Origin of the sequence: Ramlibacter rhizophilus (assembly GCF_004681965.1) — a bacterium.
GTDB lineage: Bacteria > Pseudomonadota > Gammaproteobacteria > Burkholderiales > Burkholderiaceae_C > Ramlibacter > Ramlibacter rhizophilus.
Genome location: NZ_SMLL01000007.1, coordinates 62,102 through 80,220 on the forward strand (window position 1 = coordinate 62,102; position 18,119 = coordinate 80,220).

The window sequence follows — 18,119 nt, forward strand, 5'->3', positions numbered from 1 at the left end:
TCCCGGAGACACATCCATGCTTTTCCAGCGTTCCCGCCGCCTCGGCCTCCTGCTGGCTGCCTCGGCGCTCCTCGCTCCCTGGCTCGCCCAGGCGCAGTCCGCACCCGAGGCCTGGCCCAGCCGGCCCGTCAAGCTCGTCGTGCCCTTTCCGCCGGGCGGACCGACCGACACCGTGGCCCGCCTCATCGGCCAGCAACTTCAGGCGAGCTGGAAGCAGCCGGTGGTGCTGGACTACAAGCCCGGCGGCGGCACCACGCTGGGCACCAACGCGGTGGCCAAGGCGCCAGCCGACGGCTACACGCTGGGCATGGCCATCAGCGCCCTCACCATCAACCCCAGCCTGGTGGCCAACCTGCCCTACGACACGCGGCGCGACATCGTGGGCGTCTCGCAGGTGGCGCAGGCGCACTTCGGCCTCTTCGCCCATCCCTCGCTGCCCGTGAACTCCATGCCGGAGCTCATCAAGTACGCCAAGGACAACCCCGGCAAGCTCAGCTATGCGACGCCGGGCGCCGGCACCGGCACGCACCTGGCCGGCGAGATGCTGGGGCACATGGCCGACCTCAAGCTGGTGCACGTGCCCTACAAGGGCAGCGCGCCGGCCCAGCAGGACGTCATCGGCGGCCGCGTGCCGCTGCTCTTCGACGTGCTGTTCTCCTCCATGCCCTTCGTCAAGGACAACCGCCTGAAGGTGCTGGCCCTGTCCAGCCCGCAGCGGGCGGTGTCCAGTCCCGACATTCCCCTCATCGCCGAGTCTGTGCCGGGCTTCAGCGCCATGAGCCTCATCGGCGTGATCGCGCCGGCGGGCCTGCCGCCCGAGCTGCTGCGGAAGATCAGCGCCGACATCGGGCAGGCGGTGCGCTCGCCCGAGGTGACCAGCCGCATGGCCCAGCTCGGCATGGAACCCGTGGGCTCCACCTCGGATCAGTACAACGCGCTCATCGCCTCCGAGATCGACAAATGGGCCCGCGTTATCAAGACGGCGGGCATCAAGCTGGAGTAGTTGCACCATGTTGACGACCACACGCCCCCTGACCCTGCGCCCGCTGCAGCCCTTCGCCGCCGAAGCGAGCGGCATCGACCTGTCCCAGCCGCTGGATGCGGCGGCCGTGCGCGCCATCGAGGACGCGATGGACGAGCACGCCGTGCTGGTCTTTCGCGACCAGCCGCTCACGCAGCACCAGCAGATCGCCTTCGCCAAGGCCCTGGGGCCGCTGGACGTGGGCCTGCGCAAGCTGCGAAGCGGCCCGCACCGGTTCGACTACAACGAGCTGGCCGACATCTCCAACGTCACGGCCGACGGCGAGATCGCCGGCCGCCAGCACGCCAAGATCGTGAGCAACGTGGCCAACCAGCTCTGGCACAGCGACAGCTCCTTCCAGCGCCCGCGCGCCAAGTACTCCATGCTGTCCGCCGTGGTGGTGCCGAAGTTCGGCGGCGACACCGAGTTCGCCGACCTGCGCATGGCCTACGACGCGCTGCCCGACTGGCGCAAGCGCCAGATCGAGGGCCTGCGGGCCCGGCACTACGCGCTGCACTCGCGCTTCATGCTGGGCGACACCGACTACACCGAGGCGCAGAAGCAGGCCATCGAGCCGGCCTGGTGGCCGCTGGTGCAGACCGACCCGCGCTCGGGCCGCAAGATCCTCTTCGTCGGCATCCATGCCTGCGAGGTGGAGGGAATGACGCTGGCCGAAGGCCGCATGCTGATCATGGACCTGCTGGAGCACGCCACGCAGCGCGAGTTCGTCTACCGGCACGCATGGCGCGTGGGGGACCTCGTGATGTGGGACAACACCGCCACCGTCCACCGCGGCCGCTGGTACGACTTCGCCGAGCGGCGCGAGCTGCGCCGTGCCACGACCGAGGAAGTCAGCGCCTGAGCGGGCGGCCTGCGGGTCAATAGCTCCATCGGGTCCTCGGGAAACCCCAACGGGAGCCGCGCAGCGCCAGGCTGGGCCGTAACAATGGGGGCCCACAGTGACGGCCCGCCTTCGCGGCGGCCGTCGGCCCTGATCGCCGCCCGAGAACCGCCTGCATGTCCCGTCGCGCACCGATTCCGATCCTGTCCTACCACCAGACCGACGGCGCGCCGCCGGGCCGCCTTCCCCACCGCAGTTTCGTGCTGCCGCCGGCCCGCTTCGCGCGGCAGATGCGGGCCCTGCGCCGACTGGGATGGACCGGCTTGTCGATGCGCGAGCTGGAGCCCTACCTGCGCGGCGAGCGGCAGGGCAAGGTGGTGGGCATCACCCTGGACGACGGCTACCTCAACAACCTGCAGCACGCCATGCCGGTGCTGCGCGAGCTGGGATTCACCGCCACCTCCTTCGTCGTGAGCCAGCGCATCGGTGCGAGCAACGACTGGGACGCAGGCAAGGGCATTCCCGGCGTGCCCCTGATGGACGCCGTGCAGTTGCGCGCCTGGATGGACGCGGGCATGGAGGTCGGCGCCCACACCCGGCACCACGTGGACCTGCTCACCTGCGACGAGGAGCGTGCCCGCGAGGAGATCGCCGGCAGCAAGCAGGAGCTGGAGCAGCTCCTGGGCTGCGAGGTGCGCAGCTTCTGCTTTCCCTATGGCCGGTACCGTGAACCGCATGTGGAGATGGCGCGCCAGGCCGGCTTCGCCACGGCCACCACTTCCGAGAGCGAGCGCGCTGCCGAGGGATGCGACCTGCTGTGCCTGCCCCGCATCTCGGTCCTGCGCGACAGCTCGCTGCCCATGCTGCTGGCCCGGGTGGCCACGGGCTACGAGGACTGGCGGCGCAGCCTGGGGCGACAGGCCCGCCCGCTGCTTCGGTCCTGGCGGGCGCAACCGGCGCCCTGACGCGGGCGGCCGCGCCCACGCTCCTGTCCTCGTGTCCGGCCACTAGCCGGTGACCAGGCGCCTGGCGCGTCGCACCAGCGGCTTGATCGGCGCCAGCCACGGCGACTGCCGCAGCCACTGGCGCAGCCCGCCACGCGCCGCCTCCATCGCGGCGAGCGGACCGGGCCGGAACACCCAGCCCTCGGCCAGCGGCGAGGCGCAGTCGGCGAAGCTGTGCTTGTAGGCGTCGTCCCCCTTGCCCAGGTCCAGCAGCCGGTGGCCCTCCTCGGCGGCGGCGTGCGCGACCGCCATCAGCAGCTGCGCGCCGGGGGAATGGCGGGCGTGCTCGTGCGCGTACACCGGGAACCACCAGTGCCACACGGCCTCCGATCGCATGCCCAGGTGCGCCCCCACGAGCTGGTCGCCGGCAAAGAGAGCCGACAGTCTGCCGCCGAAGCCCGGCGCCTGGCAGTGCCACAGGCGCTCGGCCAGCTCGCGCGTCCAGGCCTGCGAGAAGAAGTCGGGCACGCCGGTGCGGCGGCACTGCTCGGACTTCAGCCGCAGCACCGTCTCGAACACGCGCCGGTCCTGGCTGTTGGCTTCGAAGCGCAGCGGCCCGAGCTCGCGGGCCATCTTGCGCGCCTTGCGGTCGAGCTCCGCGATGCGGCGGCCGCCGGCGGCGACGCGGGCCTGCTTCCAGGCGGCGAAGCCCCGCGAGAGGTCCAGCCCGGGCGACTCGGCCCGCCGCGTGCTTCGCTGCGGCGCCTGCGACAGCGGCAGGTGGTCGAAGGCCCAGAAAGCCAGGCCGCACGCCTTCAGCAGGGCCGCCCAGTCGATGGGCTGCCCTGGCGCGCAGATGAGTCCGTGATGGTCCGAGAGCCCGCCGCCCACCGGCTGGCCGCGGCCGCCGCGCCGCTGGTGCGGGAAGTAGCCGACGACGCCGCGTGCGTCCTCCAGCACGGCCACGCGCACGTCGTCCCGCGTGCAGGCCACCTGCTGCGTGAACTCGGGGGAGAAGTACGGGCTGGCAAGGGCGGGGTTGGACTGCTGCAGCGCGCGCCAGTGCGCCAGCGTGCCTGCATCCATCTCCAGTGCGCCCATCAGGGAAAGCTTCATCGGTTCGGCGTCCTTCGCGAGGCCTTCACGATACGTGGCTTTGCCTCGGCCGTGGGGTGATTGGCGCACCGCCTGCGCTCAGGGTCCTGCGCGCGGCACGCGGTCGCGCCACCACTTGCGCCGCTCGCTGATGCGCTCGAAGGCGAACAGGCTGCCCACCGCGCCGCCGATGGACGAGAGGCTGTCCAGCGAGCGCCAGGCCTCCAGCGCGAACGCCTGCACGACCAGGCGCTCGCTGACCTCCGCGCCTTCCTGCACCCGTGAAAGCGCGTGCATCACGTACAGGCCGAGCAGGGCCGAGATCGCGAACAGGAACTCCCAGTGCGCGAAGGACACGATGGCCCGCTCGCCGGCGCTGCCGGGCAGTGTCCAGCGCACCACGGCCGAGAGTTCGCTGGTCTTGAAGCTCTGCGCCAGCGCGCCTGCCGCGATGGGCGCCACGCCGCCGGCGATGGCCGAGACCAGGCCGATCGCCGCCAGGTAGGCCGTTCCCTGGCCCTGCGGCGCGAGCTTCAGGCCCAGGTTGCCGGTCGCCAGGCCGATGCCGCCCGTGGCCACGCCCATCACCACGTGCAGGCCGGCCAGCAGCGCGAGCTGCCAGTTCGGAAGGGACACGGCATCGACGAACACCAGCGCCAGCACGCTCGCGAAGTGCACCGGCAGCACCACGGCCAGCACGCTCTTGTTGGAGAGGCGATCCGACAGCCGCCCCCACAGGTAAAGCGTCAGGGCGTTGGCGAGCTGGCTGAGGACCCACAGCTGCGTCACCGTGCCCACCGGGTAGCCGCGCTGGCGAATGAGATAGACCGTGACGAAGGGGGCGGCCACGTTCGCGGCCACGGTCCACGCCCCCATGAAGACCAGCAGGCGACGGAAGTTGGTGTCGCGAAAGGGCGCGGCCAGGCGTTCGCCCATGCGCACCTTGGGCCCGGCGTCCTGCATCAGCGGCTCGGGCGCGCGGGCGAGGTAGGCCGAGCTCACGAAGCCTGCCAGCGCGGCCAGCACGAAGGCCAGGCCGTAGGCGTGCAGCTTGGGCTCGAAGCCGCCGTGGTCCACCAGCGCGCCCGCGGCCAAAGTGCCCACGCAGGCCAGCAGCGTGCCGAAGAAGAGGCGCCGGGCGAAGAAGTGGCCCAGCTCGCGGGGCGGAATGAGCTGGTGCAGCCAGGAGTTGACGGCGCAGGCGCCGATGGCGTTGAGCGATGCGATGAGCGCCTGCGCGGCCACCAGCAGGGCCAGCGCCAGCGGCAGCGAGGGCAGGAAGGGCAGCACCGCCATCGCCAGCACGACGCATCGCGCCAGGGTGACGCTCACCACGCCGATGGCACGGCGCTGTCGCAGCCGCTCGATCAACAGCGTGGCCGGCAGCTGCAGCGCCTGGGCCATGAAGGGAATGGCCGCGAGCACGCCCACCATCAGCGGCTGCGCGCCGAGCGCGAGCGCGAAGGCGGTGAGGATCACGCCGCCCGCGAAGGCACCGGACAGGCTGGCCCAAGCCAGGTCCTGCACCAGGGCGCGCTGCCCGGCCGCGAGTTCGGCCGGCGAGATCGAGGGCGCCGGGGCCAGCACGGTCACCACGCTCAGGGGTCTCCGCTTGCTTCACCACCCGCGCGGGCGTGGCGTGTTCACAGGCGCAAGACCGTAGCAGACGCCCCCGCGCCGAGGGGGCCGGGGCAACCGTTGGTTGCGCTTTTCAGCCGCGGCCGGCCGCCGCGGCGAGCGCCGTCATGTTGACGATGCGCCGCACCGTGGCCGAGGGCGTGAGCACGTGCACCGGCGCCTTCGCGCCCAGGAGCAGCGGGCCGACCGTGATGCCGTGGCCGCCGGTGATCTTCAGCACGTTGAACAGGATGTTGGCCGCATCCAGCGTGGGGCAGATCAGGATGTTGGCTTCGCCGCTGAGCGTGCTGTCCATGAGGCTGGCGCGGCGGATCGTCTCCGACAGCGCGGCGTCGCCCTGCAGCTCGCCGTCGCACTCCACGTCCGGTGCCATGCGCACGAAGAGCTCGCGCGCCTGCCGCATCTTGGCGGCCGAGCCGCGCGGCGAGGAGCCATAGTTGCTGTGCGAGAGGAAGGCCACCTTGGGCGGCAGGCCGAAGCGCCGCACCTGCTCGGCAGCCATGCGCGCGATGTGCGCCAGCAGCTCGGCGTCCGGGTCCTCGTGCACGTAGGTGTCGGCGATGAAGAGCGTGCGGTCCTGCAGCATGAGGCCGTTGAGCGTGGCCAGGTCGGGCGCGCCCTCTTCACGGCCGACCACGTCGCGCACGTGCTCCAGGTGGTGGTCGAAGCGGCCCAGGAGGCCGCAGAGCATGGCGTCGGCGTCGCCCAGCACCACGCCCAGCGCGCCGATCAGCGTGTTGGAGCGGCGCACCGCCGACTTGGCGGCCTCGGGCGTGATGCCCTTGCGGCCCATGAGCCGGTGGTAGGTCTCCCAGTACTGGCGGAAGCGCACATCGCTCTCGGGGTTGACGCACTCCACGTCGCGCCCGAGCTTCAGGCGCAGGCCCGCCTTTGTGATGCGCGCCTCGATGACTGCCGGGCGGCCGATGAGGATGGGCTGCGCGAGCTGCTCGTCCAGCGCGAGCTGGGCCGCGCGCAGCACGCGCTCGTCCTCGCCCTCGGCATAGGCCACGCGCTTGCGCGCGGCGGCCTTGGCCGCGATGAAGACCGGCCGCATGATCATCCCGGTCTGGTAGACGAAGCGCGTGAGGCTCTGCGTGTACGCCTCGTAGTCGGCGATGGGGCGGGTCGCCACGCCCGATTCCTCCGCGGCCCGCGCCACGGCCGGCGCGATGCGCAGGATCAGGCGCGAGTCGAAGGGCGTGGGGATGATGTAGTCGGGGCCGAAGGCCAGTTCGGTGCCGGCGTAGGCGTTGGCCACTTCCTCGCTGATGTCGGCCTTGGCCAGCGCGGCGATTTCGCGCACGCAGGCGAGCTTCATGGCCTCGGTGATCTTGGTTGCGCCGCAGTCCAGCGCCCCCCGGAAGATGAAGGGGAAGCACAGGACGTTGTTGACCTGGTTGGGGTAATCCGAGCGGCCGGTGGCGATGATGCAGTCGGGCCGCGCCTGGCGCGCCAGCTCGGGCCGGATCTCCGGCTCGGGGTTGGCCAGTGCCAGGATGATCGGCTTGTCCGCCATGGTCTGGACCATCTCGGGCGTGAGCACGCCGGCGGTGGAGCAGCCGAGGAACACGTCGGCTCCCTGCACCACGTCGGCCAGCGTGCGGGCGGAGGTGTCCTGCGCGTACGCGGCCTTGGACTCGTCGTAGCCGCCGGGGCGGCCCTGGTACACCACGCCCTTGGAATCGACCATGTAGATGTTGCGCTTGGACACACCCAGGCCCACCATCAGGTCCAGGCAGGCGATGGCCGCCGCGCCGGCACCGGAGGAGACCAGCTTCACCTCGCCGATGCGCTTGCCCACCAGCTCCAGGCCGTTGAGCAGCGCGGCGCAGGAGATGATGGCCGTGCCGTGCTGGTCGTCGTGGAACACGGGGATGTTCAGCCGCTCGCGCAGCTTGCGCTCGATGTAGAAGCACTCCGGCGCCTTGATGTCCTCCAGGTTCACGCCGCCCAGCGTGGGCTCCAGCGCCGCCACGATGTCCACCAGCTTGTCGGGGTCGCGCTCGGCCAGCTCGATGTCGAACACGTCGATGCCGGCGAACTTCTTGAACAGGCACCCCTTGCCTTCCATCACCGGCTTGCCCGCCAGCGGCCCGATGTCGCCCAGGCCCAGCACGGCCGTGCCGTTGGTCACCACGCCCACCAGGTTGCCGCGCGCCGTGTACTCGGCCGCGAGCGACGGGTCGGCCTGGATGTCCAGGCAGGGGTAGGCCACGCCGGGCGAGTAGGCCAGCGACAGGTCGCGCTGGTTGGACAGGGGCTTGGTGGGCGTCACCGAAATCTTGCCGCGCCCGGGGCTGCGGTGGTATTCGCGTGCGGCATCGCGCAGGGCCAGTTCGGCCTGGCTGCTGGGTTCTTTCATGGCGTCCTTTCCGCGCCGCGGTGGCGGCGCCTGTCTCCGGTGGAATCGACAGCATAGCGGGGGCCGCATGCGCGGCGCACCCTCGGAATCACCATGCGCCGCACCGATGCGGCAGGCGCTGCCGTCGGGGAACGTGGGTGCGCAGGCAGGGGCGCGGCCCCCGGCATCAGGCGCGCGCCCGAGGCAGGACCTGGCCGGCCGTCTCCAGGCGCACACGCAGCACGGTGCCATGGGTGGAATCGGTGCAGTACAGCGTCCTGTGGCCTTCGCCGCCGAAGGCGACGTTGGTCAGGGAGGCGCCGCGCGGCCCTTGCACCACTTGCTCCGGCTCCGCATACCGGTTCAGCACCCACACGACGCCGAGGCCGGGATTGGCGACCAGCAGGCGCCCGTCGGCATCCATCGCCAGGCCATCCGGGCCGCTGGGTCCCTGCGAGGTGAAGAACTGCCCCGCCTTGGACACGCTGCCGTCGGCCAGGAGCGGCATCCGCCAGACGCAATTGCCGCGCGTGGCCGCGACGAAGAGGAAGCGTTCGTCCGTCGACAGCACGATGCCGTTCGGACTCGGCACGTTGGACAGCAGCAGGTCGAGGCGGCCCTCGGTGCCCAGGCGATAGACCCGGCCCGTGGGATCGTGCAGGCCGGTCTGGCCCTGGTCGGTGAAGTACAGGTTGCCGCGCGAGTCGAACACCAGGTCGTTGAGGCCCTTGAAGCGCTCGCTGTTGCGGCGTTCGAGGAAGGGACGGACCCGTCCGCTCGACACCTCCACGACCATCAGGCCGTTCTTGTAGTCCGTGACCAGCAACTCGCCCTCGTTCATGAACTTCATGCCGTTGGGCTCGCCGTCCCACTGCGCCACGAGGTCCCAGTGGCCCTGGGGGTCGATGCGGAACACGCGGCCGAAGGGAATGTCGGTGACGAAGAGATTGCCCGCGCCATCGACCACCGGCCCTTCGAGGAAGGAGTCGACCAGCCGCCCGCCCTGGTTCACGTCGGCCCACGGGCTGCGCACCCCCGTGCGCCTGAACGCGTCCGGCATGGAGGTGAACAGCTCGAAATCGAGGAACGCAGGTGGATGGCGCAGGAACATGACGGTCACCGGGATGCTGGCACGAGCCTCATTCCTTCTTGATGTCGGCCGACTTCACCGTGGCAGCCCACTTCTCGGACTCGGCGCCGAGGTACTTGCGGAACTCCTCCGGAGTGGACGCGACCACGCGGGAGCCGAGATTGTCGAACTTGGCCTTGACTTCCGGGATGGCGAGCACTTCCTTCACGGCAACCTGCAGGCGGTTGACCACGTCAGGCGGCGTGCCGCTGGGCACGAACATGCCGTTCCACTCGTAGGTCTCGTAGCCCTTGACGGCACTTTCCGCGATGGTCGGAACGTTGGGGAAGTTGGCGTTCCGCTGGCCGGAGGTGATGGCCAGTGGCTTGACCAGGCCGTTGTTCACATGTCCCGTCAAGGCGGGCAGGTTGCCGAACCCCAGGTCCACTTCGCCGCTGACGATGGCCATCAGCCCCGGGCCGCCGCTCTTGTAGGGCACGTGCAGCATCTTGACGCCTGCGCCCTGGCTGAACAGCTCGGCGCCCATGTACTGGACCGTCCCCTGGCCACCGGAGCTGAAGGTCAGCTTGCCGGGCTTTTCCTTGCCCGCCTTGATCAGCTCCTGGAGGCTGTTGTACGGCGAGGACTTGGGAACCACGAGCAGCATGGGCGTGACCGCGACCAGGCTCACGGGGGCGAGGTCCTTCTGCGGATCGAAGGGCATCTTCTGCAGGTGCGGATTGATCGACAGCGGTGTGGCGTCGTAGAGCACCGTGTAGCCATCCGGACTGGCCTGGGCCACGGAGCTGGCGCCGATGATGCCGCTCGCACCGGCCTTGTTCACGACCACGACATTCGTGTTGAGCTTGGGTCCGAGGTGCTGGGCGATCAAACGGGCCAGTGCGTCGGCGGTTCCTCCGGGTGCATAAGGCACCACGAGGCTGATGGGCTTGTCCGGCCACGCCGCTGCGGCGGGCAGGGGGGCCAGGCTGGCAGAGGCGGCCAGGGCGGCCACGAGGACGAGCGATCGGCGGTTCATGAGGTCTCCTTCGGTTGCTTGGGTGAGGGTCAGACGGTTGCGACCGGCGTGACCGGTGATCCCACTGCGCCGGGCAGTCGCAGTGGCGGTGCGGTGAGCAGAAAGCGGTGGCGCTTGCGGGCGCGCAGCCACTGGGCGAGTTCGGTCAGGTACCAGAGCTCCCCGAGTGGAATGCCGTTCTTGAAGAGGCAGTGTTCATGCAGTGGCAGGCGGGGCCGCCTGATGCCTGCGTGGGCGCGCACGGAGGGAACGACGAGTTCGACCGCCGGGTTGTCCGCGATGAGGCTGGCCAGGCGCACGTCCACGATCCATTGCAGCAGCCGCGCATCGTTGCCGTCGAGCCCGCTGCCGGTCTCGTGCAGGTAGGCGACATCGGGCTGGCGGTTCATGGACAGCAGCGTGTCCGCGAAACCGGTATGGATGCACACGAGGTCGCCGCATTCGACCTGGATGCCGTCGGCCTCCAGGATGCGCATCAGCGCGTCGTAGCCGACCGCCTCGCGGCGCCGCCCGATGTGGTGGGCAAGGTCGACCAGCACGGCGCGGCCCTGCACGCCGTGTTCGGCGATGTGCTCGATGCCCAGTGCGTCGGCGCGCGGCTGCGGGTAGTGCGCGAAGGTGCCGGCCGCGGCGGCATCCGCGCGCGCCGGAAGAATGTCCGAGCCCGCGCGAAAGCCGTTGTAGAAGACCATCTCCGCGACCCCGTCGCCGTCCGCGTCGAACCGGCTGCCCATGTGCGCCAGGCTGTCCCACTGCGTGGAGTACTGCAGGCTCATGAGGACGACGTCGTCGTTCACGACGTCGGTGAGGTCCGGGTCTTCCGAGTCGTAGCTCCAGCAGAAGCCCTGCTGGCCGGCGCTCTGGCCGTCGCGGATCACGGCAAATCGCCGTGGCGCGATGCGCCGCCGGTTCAGCGACTGGCCACCGGGAACATCCAGCGGCAGGCTGAGGCAGAACGTGCGGCCCTCCCGCACCTCAGCCACGCCCTGGAGCACCTTCTCGGGCGTGACGAGGTTGAGCCGGCCCCGCTGGTCGTCGGGACCGAACTCACCCCAATGGCTGCCCGGTGGCGCCTGTTGCCAGCGCTGAGGCATGGCGGCCTCAGGCTGCGTGCGGCTGCAGGACCTGCAGCACGTTGCGGGCCGCTCCCACGCCCATGTTGACGTAGGCGTCGCTGGTGACGCCGCCGATGTGCGGCGACAGAACGATCCTGGGCTCGCCCTGGAACGGATGCGGCACCTGCATGGGCTCGACCGCGAAGCTGTCCAGGCCGGCGGCGGCGACCTGGCCGGACCGCACGGCTTCCAGCAAGGCGGGCTCGTCGATCAGGCCGCCCCGGGCGGTGTTGACCAGCAGGACGCCCGGCTTGCAGGCCGCGAGCGTCTTCGCGTTCACGAAGCCGCGGTTCTCGCTGGTGAGGGGGCAGTGCAGCGAGATGGCGTCCGATTCACGCCAGAGCGTGTCCAGGTCGACCTGCCGGATGGAGGCCGGCAGCTGTGACGCGTACGGATCGTGGCCGATCACCCTCATGCCCATCGCATCGCACATGCGCGCCACGCGCTGGCCGATGGCACCCAGGCCCACCAGTCCGATCGTGCGGCCATGCAGCTCGATGCTCTTGTGCGTGGCCTTGTCCCAGTGGCCGGCGTGCATGCGCGCGTCCAGGATGGTGACCGACTTGGCGCAGGCCAGCAGCAGGGCCAGCGCCTGCTCGGCCACGGCTGCGGCATTGGCACCGACGGCGGCACGCACTTCGATGCCGCGCGCCGTCGCCGCAGCCTTGTCGATGGTGTCCGTGCCGCTGCCGTGCTTGGAGATCACCCGCAGCGAGGGTGCCGCGTCCATGACCTCTGCGCCCACGCTGCCGTAGCGCACGATCATGGCCACGGGGTCGTGGCGGCGGCACAGCGCCACGAGGCTCTCCGTGCTGGGGGTCTTGCCGGCGTAGACCACCTCGTAGTCCGCCAGCAGCGCGAGGGCCTGCGGCGCGAGGTCGGCCCCGGTCACGACGAGGCTGGGTCGGGTGCTCACAGGCTCTCTCCTTCCTTGAGCACGCCGGCCATGCGCAAGGCCGCGCCGAGCCAGGAGGCGCTGGTGTTGCCCTGCTTGATCTGCTCGATGCGCCGGGCCTCGTCTTCCACCTTCTTGCGCGCCACCGGAATGAGCGACGCGAGCTGCTCGCGCTCGATCACGACGATGCCGTCGGCATCGGCAAGGACGAAGTCACCGGCATGGACGGTCACGCCGCCGCAGCTGATCGGATGGCCGATGCGGCCGCCGATGTTCTTGGTCGGACCGTTCGGATTGGTTCCCACCGAGAACACGGGAAAGTCCATCTCGTCGATCTCGAGGCTGTCGCGCACCGCGCCATCGACGATGACGCCGGCGATGCCCAGCTGCTTGCAGGCGGTCATCATGATGGTCCCCATCAGCGCCGAGGTCTGGTCGGCCTTGCCGTCGATCACCAGCACGTCGCCTGGCCGGGCCAGTGCGATGGCGGCATGGATCATCAGGTTGTCGCCGGGCCGCACTTCGACCGTGAGCGCCGGACCCGCCACCGTCATCCGCGGGCGCAGCGCGCTGATGCGGCCGTGCATGGCGCCGCGGCGGCCCGCCACGTCGGCCAGGATGGCGGCCTGGAAGCCGGCGGCCTCCTGCACGAGTTCGGGGGACACGCGCTCGAACGCGCGGTTGATGTCTTGGTTCATGGGGATCTCGGGTGGATGAACGAGGGATGGAGCCGGCGCGGGGTCACTCGGCTTTGATGTTGGCGTCGCGGATGACCTTGGCCCAGGTGGCCGAGTCCGCTTTCTGGACCTTGTCCAGGTGCTGGGGGCTGCCGCCGACCAGCGTCACGCCCAGCTTGTCGCCGAGCTCGACGACCGCCGGATCGCGCAGTGCCTTGTTGACCTCCGCATTGAGCCGCTGGACCAGCGATTCGGGGCTGCGGGCCGGGAGGTACACGGCCTGCCACTGCTCGACGACGAAGTTGCTCTGGCCGGCCTCGGCCATCGTCGGCACGTCGGGGATGGCTTTGAGCCGCGCGGCCGAGGTCACGGCCAATGCCCGCAACCGGCCGCTTTGCACGTGCGGCAGGGCCGCCGCGGCGGGCGCGAACATGAACTTCACCTGCCCGCCCAGCGTGTCCTGCAGGGCGGGTGTGTCGCCCTTGTACGGCACGTGCAGGAGCTTGAGCCCGTTGCGCTGGGCAAGCAGCTCGGCCTGCATCTGCAGGATGGTTCCGTTGCCGCCCGATGCGTAGGCCACCTGGCCCGGCTGGGCCTTGGCCGCGGCGATGACGTCGGCCACCGACCTGAACGGCTGCGAGGCGGCGGTCACCAGCACGTGGGGAATGGTGCCGACCAGCGCCACCGGCTCCAGGTCACGCAGCGGCTCGTACGGCAGCTTGGCCATCAGGTGCGGCGCGATCGCCTGCGGGCCGATGGACGTGCCCAGGAGGGTGAAGCCATCGGGCGCGGCCTTGGCCACATACGCGCCGCCGATGGTGCCGGTGGCGCCCGCCTTGTTGTCCACGATCACCTTGGTGCCCAGCGAGGTGCCGATGCGCTGCGCCAGCGCCCGGCCGAGGACGTCGGTGGTTCCCCCGGCGGGGTAGGGCACCACCCAGCTGATGGTGCGATCGCCCGGCCAGTCGGGAGTGGACGCCTGCCCGAAGGCGGCGGGGGCGACGCAGGCGGCGGACAGGGCGGCCAGCAGGAGGCGGCGGGTAGGGAAGGTGAGGCGGTTCATGGTGTCAGTCCTTGGGGTCCTTGGAGGAAGGCTCGAAGTCGTAGAGGCGTTGCGGGTTGTCGACCAGCACCGCATGCAAGGTCGCAGCGTCACCCGCCCATTGCGCAAGACGCTCGATCTGGCGCGCGTCGTCGGGCATCGGCTGGTGGCCGGCCGACGCCGTGGCGTGAGGCCAGTCGCTGCCCCAGACGACACGGTTCGGCGCGACGTCCAGGAAGCTGCGGGCCAGTGCATCGAGCCCGGGGTCCTCGACCGAGCGCAGGGGGCTCACGAGGTAGCCCCCGGACAGCTTGATCCAGGCCTTTCCGTCCGACAGGAGGTCCATCGCCAGCGCGTGGGCCGGGTGCCCCGGCGCCTGTTCGGGGGTGATGCGCGCGAAGTGATCGAAGACGAGCTCGACGGGCAGGCGTCGCAGCAGGGGCGCAAGTTGCGGCAGCTGTGCGGTCGGCATCAGCAACTGCAGGTGCCAGCCCCATGCCGCGATGCGGTCCGCGATGCGGGCGATCGCCTGCGGTGCCAGCGCGGGGCCCAGGGAGAGGTTCACGCGCGCCCCGCGAACGCCTGCGACCTGCAGCCGCTCGAGTTCTTCATCGCTTTCATGGCCGTCGATCACGGCCACGCCCCGCCCCTGCGCGCCGAGTTGCGCCAGGCCGCCGAGCATGGGCGCGTTGTCGGTGCCGTAGGTCGACGGCGTCACCAGCACCGCGCGCGAGGTGCCCATGCGGGCCTGGATCTGCGCGTAGTCCGCGACCGAGGCGTCGGGCGGCTGCAGTGCCGCGCCAGGAGCTGCCGGATAGCGGCTGTCGTAGACGTGGATGTGGCAGTCGCAGGCGTCGGCGGGAGCGGCGATGCCCGCCGGACCGGCGCCGGCCGAAAACGGAAACCCCATGGCAAGCCCCGTGGCGCGAACCGGCGTCAGTCGATCTTGGCGCCGCTTTCCTTGACGACCTTCCCCCACTTGGCGAGGTCGTCGCGGATCAGCTTGCCGAACTGCTCGGGCGTTCCGGGGCTGAGTTCCAGGCCCTGGCTTTCGAGCTTGTTGCGCAGGTCGTCGGCGCGCAGCGCCTTGTTCACTTCGGCGTTGAGCTGGCTGGTGACCTCGGTCGGCAGACGGGCGGGACCCAGCACGCCGAACCAGGTGACGGCCTCGAAGCCCTTGTAGCCGGACTCGGCCACGGTGGGCACCTGGGGCAGGTCATCGGTGCGCTTGGCCGAGGTCACCGCCAAGGGACGGACCTTGCCGTTCTTGATGTAGCCGATCAGCGTCGTCACCGACGACACGTAGATCTCGACGTTGCCGCCGATCACGTCGTTCAGGCCCTGCGACGCGCCCTTGTAGGGGATGTGCGTGAGCTTCACGTTGGCTTCGCGCTGGAACAGCTCGGTGGCCAGGTGCGCCACGGTGCCGTTGCCGGAGGTCGCGTAGTTGATCGTCCCGGGCTTCGCCTTCGCCGCGGCCACGACGTCGCCCAGGGTCTGGAAGGGCGAATTGGCCGCCACCACCATCAGCAGCGGCGAACTGCCGATCAGTGCGACCGGCGTGAGGTCCTTCAGCGGGTCATAGGGCAGCTTGCTGTACAGGGCCGGATTGATCGCGAGGTTGCTGGTCTGGCCCAGCACCAGGCTGTAGCCGTCGGCGGCCGACTTGGCAACGTTGTCGATGCCGAGGTTGCCGCCGGAGCCCGGCTTGTTCTCGATGACGAAGTTCCACTTGGTGGTCCCGGTGACCTTGTTCGCAACCTCGCGGGCAATGATGTCCGTGCCGCCGCCGGCGGGAAAGGGCACCACCAGGCGAACCGGTCGGGCAGGCCAGGCCTGGGCGAAGGCGCCCATCGGAACGAGCGCGAGCAGGGCGGAAGCCGCCAAGGCGCGGCGGGTCAGAGCAGGAATACGCATGAGGTTGTCTCCATAGTGGGCGGGTGCAGGGTCGGTGCCCTCGGGAGCAACTTTAGAAGCGCATTGCGCTGCGTACAATGGCGCTTCGCACAGTGAAAGGTGTTTCATGCCGCGCAAGTCAGCAAGTCCAGCCACCGAGCCCGCGGACACCGAGCAGGCGCCCTCTGCTCGCTCCGGCGTGATCGCCGTGACGCGCGCCTTGCAGGTGTTGGAGGCCTTTCGCATCGGCGAGCGACACGTCACGCTGGCGGAGCTGAGCCGGCGAACCGGCCTGCACAACACGACGGTGCTGCGGCTGGCACGCACCCTGGCCCTGACCGGCTACATGGTCCAGCGGGAAGAGGGGGAGTGGCGCCTCGGCCCGGCGGCCGGCTGGCTGGGTGCCCGCTACCAGGCCGGCTTCGACATCAACAACGTCGTGGAGCCGACCCTGCGCGAGCTCGCCCGCAGCACGCGGGAGAGCGCCTCCTTCTACGTGCGCGAGGGCGACGAGCGGGCCTGCATTTCGCGGGTCGAGGGTCCCCAGTCCGTTCGGCACCATGTGCGCATCGGCATGCGGCTGCCGCTGGACCTGGGCGCGCCGGGGCGCGTGATCCTGGCCTTTTCAGGCGAGCCCGGGCGGATCTACGAGGCCATCCGGCGCTGCGGATTCCACCTCTCCATGGGCGAGCGCGATGCCGAAGTGTCGAGCGTCGCGGCGCCCGTGTTCGGCCTGAACTGGAGGCTGCTGGGGTCGATGTGCATCTCCGGTCCGACCTCCCGACTGACCAAGGCGCGCCTCGAAGCGCATGCACAGACGGTCATCGACGCCGCCAACCGGCTGTCCTATGCCCTGGCCGGATCGGCGTCCGAGGACACGCCGAAGGTCGTTTCCACCTGGCATCCGTGAAACGCCGGGCGACCGCCTTACGCACCCTTACCTAGTTGCGCGCGCAACCAAACGCCTAGAATGGCGCGATCCAAAGGAGACCGGATCCCATGTCATTCGCACTGTTCCGCGCCGGCAAGACGCTGCTGGCCTGCGCCACCTTCGCCCTCGCAACGGCCGCCTCAGCCCAGTCCTGGCCCAGCCGGCCGGTCGAGTGGGTCGTTCCCTACCCGGCCGGTGGCGGCACCGACGTGGTGGCCCGCACGCTCGGGCAGGCCATGTCGGCCACGCTGGGCCAGCCCCTGGTCATCGTCAACAAGCCGGGCGCGGCCACCAACATCGGCGCCGACTACGTGGCCCGCGCCAAGCCGGACGGCTACACGCTGCTGTCGGCCGACACGGCCACCCTGGCGGCCAACCCCTTCCTGTACGCCAAGCTCAGCTACAACGTGGAGAAGGACTTCGCGCCCGTGGGCCTCACCGTGCGCTTCCCCATGATCCTGGTGGTGAACCCGCAGGTGCCCGCGAGAAACCTGGAGGAGTTCCGCGCCTGGCTCAAGACCGCCGGCGAGAAGGCCAACTACGCGACCCCGGGGGCGGGCAGTCCGCACCACCTGGCCACCGAGCTCTTCGCCGACCAGATCGAATCCAGGATGACGCACGTGCCCTACCGCGGCGCGGCGCCCGCGGTGCAGGACGTGGTGGCCGGGCAGGTGCCCTTCATGTTCGTGGACACCGCGAGCGGCCAGCAGTTCATCGCGAGCGGCAAGCTGCGTCCCATCGGCATAGCGAGCCCGCGCCGCGTGAAGAACTTCGAGAGCATTCCCACGCTGGCCGAGCAGGGCCTCAAGGGCTTCGAGGCCTATGCCTGGCAGGGCCTGGTCATGCCGGCCGGCACGCCGCCGGAGGTCATCGCCAAGACCAACGCCGCGCTGCTCAAGGCGCTGGACGCCACCGAGGTGAAGGCGCGCCTGCAGGTGCTCGGCCTGGAAGCCACGCCCAGCTCGCCGGCGCAGATGGCCGAGTACGCGGCCAAGGAGCGCGCCAAGTGGGGCCCCGTGATCCGCAGCAGCGGCATCAAGGTGGACTGAGCCGCCATGCGCCCGGTCGCACCCCCCGTGCCCGAGGAGCCCGACGCGCCCACGCCGTCGCTGGACCGCACCCTGACCTGGCGCATGCACACCCTGCACAAGATCACCGACCAGGAGAGCCTGCGCCGCTATCCGCTGGAGGCGGGGCTGTCGCTCAGTGACGGACGCTGCCTCACGGCCATCGGCTCCTTCGGCCCGCTCTCCGTCAATGAGCTGGCCCAGAAGGCCAACCTGAACAAGGCCCAGGCCAGCCGGGCCGCGCAATCGCTGGTGGACCAGGGCCTGGTGAAGAAGGTCGATGCGCCGCACGACGGGCGGGGCGTCCAGCTCAGTCTCACCGCCCGCGGGCGCAAGGCCTTCGCCCGCACCATGGCGCTGGTGGAACAGCGCAATCGCGAGATCTTCGGTTGCCTGAGCCCGCGCGAGCAGGAACAGCTCGCCGCGCTGCTGGATCGCCTCATCGCCCACGTGCAGCCCCCGCCGGGCGACGAGCCCGAGCCCGAGCCCGACTGAAACGCCACGA

17 protein-coding genes are annotated in these 18,119 nt (G+C 70.3%); 6 read left to right on the top strand and 11 right to left on the bottom strand.

What is annotated here, in order from left to right:
• Positions 1-16 precede the first annotated feature (16 nt).
• The 3 genes from EZ242_RS17275 to EZ242_RS17285 all read left to right on the top strand — a co-directional run bounded on the left by EZ242_RS17275 (position 17) and on the right by EZ242_RS17285 (position 2,827).
• Positions 17-1,003: a tripartite tricarboxylate transporter substrate binding protein gene (locus tag EZ242_RS17275; protein ID WP_135286448.1), complete on the top strand. Its 987-nt coding sequence runs from the start codon at positions 17-19 to the stop codon at positions 1,001-1,003.
• Positions 1,004-1,010: 7 nt separating this feature from the next.
• Complete coding sequence (locus EZ242_RS17280; RefSeq protein ID WP_135286449.1) at positions 1,011-1,883, top strand: TauD/TfdA dioxygenase family protein; 873 nt, start codon at positions 1,011-1,013, stop codon at positions 1,881-1,883.
• A gap of 155 nt (positions 1,884-2,038) precedes the next feature.
• A complete protein-coding gene (locus EZ242_RS17285; RefSeq protein WP_135286450.1) occupies positions 2,039-2,827 on the top strand; it encodes a polysaccharide deacetylase family protein in 789 nt (262 codons plus the stop codon).
• 42 nt (positions 2,828-2,869) lie between these two features.
• Here the strand turns inward: EZ242_RS17285 and EZ242_RS17290 are convergent, their stop codons facing one another.
• The 11 genes from EZ242_RS17290 to EZ242_RS17340 form a co-directional block, all read right to left on the bottom strand.
• Positions 2,870-3,922, bottom strand: a complete 1,053-nt coding sequence (locus tag EZ242_RS17290) for a GNAT family N-acetyltransferase (protein ID WP_135286451.1) — start codon at positions 3,920-3,922, stop codon at positions 2,870-2,872.
• A 78-nt stretch (positions 3,923-4,000) separates the two neighbouring features.
• Positions 4,001-5,494 carry an MFS transporter gene (locus EZ242_RS17295; protein ID WP_167784832.1) on the bottom strand — a complete coding sequence of 498 codons (1,494 nt, stop codon included), beginning with the start codon at positions 5,492-5,494 and terminating at the stop codon, positions 4,001-4,003.
• A 118-nt stretch (positions 5,495-5,612) separates the two neighbouring features.
• Positions 5,613-7,904: an NADP-dependent malic enzyme gene (locus tag EZ242_RS17300; protein ID WP_135286453.1), complete on the bottom strand. Its 2,292-nt coding sequence runs from the start codon at positions 7,902-7,904 to the stop codon at positions 5,613-5,615.
• 166 nt (positions 7,905-8,070) lie between these two features.
• Entirely contained in the window at positions 8,071-8,994 is a 924-nt protein-coding gene (locus tag EZ242_RS17305) for an SMP-30/gluconolactonase/LRE family protein (RefSeq protein WP_135286716.1), read from the bottom strand.
• Positions 8,995-9,022: 28 nt separating this feature from the next.
• Positions 9,023-9,991: a Bug family tripartite tricarboxylate transporter substrate binding protein gene (locus tag EZ242_RS17310; RefSeq protein WP_135286454.1), complete on the bottom strand. Its 969-nt coding sequence runs from the start codon at positions 9,989-9,991 to the stop codon at positions 9,023-9,025.
• A 29-nt stretch (positions 9,992-10,020) separates the two neighbouring features.
• Positions 10,021-11,085, bottom strand: a complete 1,065-nt coding sequence (locus EZ242_RS17315; RefSeq protein ID WP_135286455.1) for a cyclase family protein — start codon at positions 11,083-11,085, stop codon at positions 10,021-10,023.
• Between the two features lie 7 nt (positions 11,086-11,092).
• The gene (locus EZ242_RS17320; RefSeq protein WP_135286456.1) at positions 11,093-12,022 is read right to left on the bottom strand and encodes a hydroxyacid dehydrogenase; all 930 of its coding nucleotides are present in this window, start codon (positions 12,020-12,022) and stop codon (positions 11,093-11,095) included.
• Positions 12,019-12,699: an RraA family protein gene (locus EZ242_RS17325; RefSeq protein ID WP_135286457.1), complete on the bottom strand. Its 681-nt coding sequence runs from the start codon at positions 12,697-12,699 to the stop codon at positions 12,019-12,021. The genes EZ242_RS17320 and EZ242_RS17325 overlap by 4 nt, the downstream gene beginning before the upstream one ends.
• Before the next feature lie 43 nt (positions 12,700-12,742).
• Positions 12,743-13,741 carry a Bug family tripartite tricarboxylate transporter substrate binding protein gene (locus EZ242_RS17330; RefSeq protein ID WP_135286458.1) on the bottom strand — a complete coding sequence of 333 codons (999 nt, stop codon included), beginning with the start codon at positions 13,739-13,741 and terminating at the stop codon, positions 12,743-12,745.
• A 4-nt stretch (positions 13,742-13,745) separates the two neighbouring features.
• Positions 13,746-14,630 (bottom strand): amidohydrolase family protein, encoded by an 885-nt coding sequence (locus tag EZ242_RS17335; RefSeq protein WP_135286459.1) that lies wholly within the window; start codon positions 14,628-14,630, stop codon positions 13,746-13,748.
• A 26-nt stretch (positions 14,631-14,656) separates the two neighbouring features.
• Positions 14,657-15,637 carry a tripartite tricarboxylate transporter substrate binding protein gene (locus EZ242_RS17340; protein ID WP_135286460.1) on the bottom strand — a complete coding sequence of 327 codons (981 nt, stop codon included), beginning with the start codon at positions 15,635-15,637 and terminating at the stop codon, positions 14,657-14,659.
• A 106-nt stretch (positions 15,638-15,743) separates the two neighbouring features.
• Between EZ242_RS17340 and EZ242_RS17345 the strand changes: the two genes are divergently transcribed.
• The 3 genes from EZ242_RS17345 to EZ242_RS17355 all read left to right on the top strand — a co-directional run bounded on the left by EZ242_RS17345 (position 15,744) and on the right by EZ242_RS17355 (position 18,109).
• Entirely contained in the window at positions 15,744-16,526 is a 783-nt protein-coding gene (locus tag EZ242_RS17345; protein WP_135286461.1) for an IclR family transcriptional regulator, read from the top strand.
• A gap of 89 nt (positions 16,527-16,615) precedes the next feature.
• Positions 16,616-17,596, top strand: coding sequence for a Bug family tripartite tricarboxylate transporter substrate binding protein (locus EZ242_RS17350; RefSeq protein ID WP_135286462.1), 981 nt, complete (start codon positions 16,616-16,618; stop codon positions 17,594-17,596).
• Positions 17,597-17,602: 6 nt separating this feature from the next.
• Positions 17,603-18,109: a MarR family winged helix-turn-helix transcriptional regulator gene (locus EZ242_RS17355; protein ID WP_135286463.1), complete on the top strand. Its 507-nt coding sequence runs from the start codon at positions 17,603-17,605 to the stop codon at positions 18,107-18,109.
• Positions 18,110-18,119: the final 10 nt, after the last annotated feature.

Excerpts from the sequence above, each read along its gene's own strand:
- EZ242_RS17275 (WP_135286448.1), top strand. The coding sequence starts at position 17 with ATGCTTTTCCAGCGTTCCCGCCGCCTCGGCCTCCTGCTGGCTGCCTCG.
- EZ242_RS17280 (WP_135286449.1), top strand. The coding sequence starts at position 1,011 with ATGTTGACGACCACACGCCCCCTGACCCTGCGCCCGCTGCAGCCCTTC.
- EZ242_RS17285 (WP_135286450.1), top strand. The coding sequence starts at position 2,039 with ATGTCCCGTCGCGCACCGATTCCGATCCTGTCCTACCACCAGACCGAC.
- EZ242_RS17290 (WP_135286451.1), bottom strand. The coding sequence starts at position 3,922 with ATGAAGCTTTCCCTGATGGGCGCACTGGAGATGGATGCAGGCACGCTG.
- EZ242_RS17300 (WP_135286453.1), bottom strand. The coding sequence starts at position 7,904 with ATGAAAGAACCCAGCAGCCAGGCCGAACTGGCCCTGCGCGATGCCGCA.
- EZ242_RS17305 (WP_135286716.1), bottom strand. The coding sequence starts at position 8,994 with ATGTTCCTGCGCCATCCACCTGCGTTCCTCGATTTCGAGCTGTTCACC.
- EZ242_RS17310 (WP_135286454.1), bottom strand. The coding sequence starts at position 9,991 with ATGAACCGCCGATCGCTCGTCCTCGTGGCCGCCCTGGCCGCCTCTGCC.
- EZ242_RS17315 (WP_135286455.1), bottom strand. The coding sequence starts at position 11,085 with ATGCCTCAGCGCTGGCAACAGGCGCCACCGGGCAGCCATTGGGGTGAG.
- EZ242_RS17325 (WP_135286457.1), bottom strand. The coding sequence starts at position 12,699 with ATGAACCAAGACATCAACCGCGCGTTCGAGCGCGTGTCCCCCGAACTC.
- EZ242_RS17330 (WP_135286458.1), bottom strand. The coding sequence starts at position 13,741 with ATGAACCGCCTCACCTTCCCTACCCGCCGCCTCCTGCTGGCCGCCCTG.
- EZ242_RS17335 (WP_135286459.1), bottom strand. The coding sequence starts at position 14,630 with ATGGGGTTTCCGTTTTCGGCCGGCGCCGGTCCGGCGGGCATCGCCGCT.
- EZ242_RS17340 (WP_135286460.1), bottom strand. The coding sequence starts at position 15,637 with ATGCGTATTCCTGCTCTGACCCGCCGCGCCTTGGCGGCTTCCGCCCTG.
- EZ242_RS17345 (WP_135286461.1), top strand. The coding sequence starts at position 15,744 with ATGCCGCGCAAGTCAGCAAGTCCAGCCACCGAGCCCGCGGACACCGAG.
- EZ242_RS17350 (WP_135286462.1), top strand. The coding sequence starts at position 16,616 with ATGTCATTCGCACTGTTCCGCGCCGGCAAGACGCTGCTGGCCTGCGCC.
- EZ242_RS17355 (WP_135286463.1), top strand. The coding sequence starts at position 17,603 with ATGCGCCCGGTCGCACCCCCCGTGCCCGAGGAGCCCGACGCGCCCACG.